This is a genomic window from Methylobacterium sp. J-077, from assembly GCF_022829365.1.
In the GTDB taxonomy this organism is placed as follows: domain Bacteria; phylum Pseudomonadota; class Alphaproteobacteria; order Rhizobiales; family Beijerinckiaceae; genus Methylobacterium.
This window is the reverse complement of the sequence record NZ_JAKSYJ010000233.1, coordinates 1-788: the sequence shown is the minus strand read 5'-3', so window position 1 is coordinate 788 and position 788 is coordinate 1. Positions and strand designations below refer to the sequence as shown.

At 68.4% G+C, this 788-nt stretch carries 2 pseudogenes; one reads left to right on the top strand and one right to left on the bottom strand.

What is annotated here, in order from left to right:
• Nucleotides 1-146 (bottom strand): annotated as a pseudogene (locus MKL11_RS33650) (KUP/HAK/KT family potassium transporter); the annotation flags it as partial.
• On the opposite strand from MKL11_RS33650, the pseudogene MKL11_RS29425 reads away from it, so the two are divergent.
• Nucleotides 139-788: pseudogene (locus MKL11_RS29425) on the top strand (KUP/HAK/KT family potassium transporter); the annotation flags it as partial. The pseudogenes MKL11_RS33650 and MKL11_RS29425 overlap by 8 nt on opposite strands.

The window sequence follows — 788 nt, the reverse complement described above, 5'->3', positions numbered from 1 at the left end:
TCGGGCGCGCGCAGGATGCTGGGGATCGCCAGCAGGACCAACACCACGAACCACACGAGCATCACCGGGCCGAACACCCGGCCGATCACCGCCACGCCCTTGTGCTGGATCGCAAACAGCGCGACCAGGATCACGAGGGTGGTCGGCTTGGTCGGCGCGGCCCTGCTCTACGGCGACGGCGCGATCACCCCGGCGATCTCGGTGCTCTCGGCGATCGAGGGCCTGAAGGTCGATGCGCCGGCGCTCGGCCGCTACGTCGTTCCGATCACGATCGCGATCCTCGTCGCCCTGTTCCTGGTGCAGAGCAAGGGCGTCGCCTTCATCGGGCGGATCTTCGGGCCGGTGATGCTGCTGTGGTTCGTCGTCCTCACGCTGATGGGGATCGGCGGCATCCTGCACAAGCCGGAGATCCTGCAGGCGGCGAACCCCCTGAAGGCGGTGGAATTCCTGGTCCATGCCGGTTGGCACGTGAGCTTCGCGATGCTGGGCGCGGCCTTCCTCGCGGTCACCGGCGGCGAGGCGATGTATGCAGACCTCGGGCATTTCGGCGCCCGGCCGATCCGCGTGGCGTGGTTCGCCCTGGTGCTGCCGGCCCTGGTGATCAACTATTTCGGCCAGGGCGCGCTGCTGCTGGCCTCGCCGGACGCGATCGAGAACCCGTTCTACCGGCTCGCGCCGGGCTGGGCGCATTACCCGCTGATCGGGCTGGCGACGATGGCGACGGTGATCGCCTCGCAGGCGATCATCTCGGGTGTGTTCTCGCTGACCCAGCAATCGGTCCAGCTCGG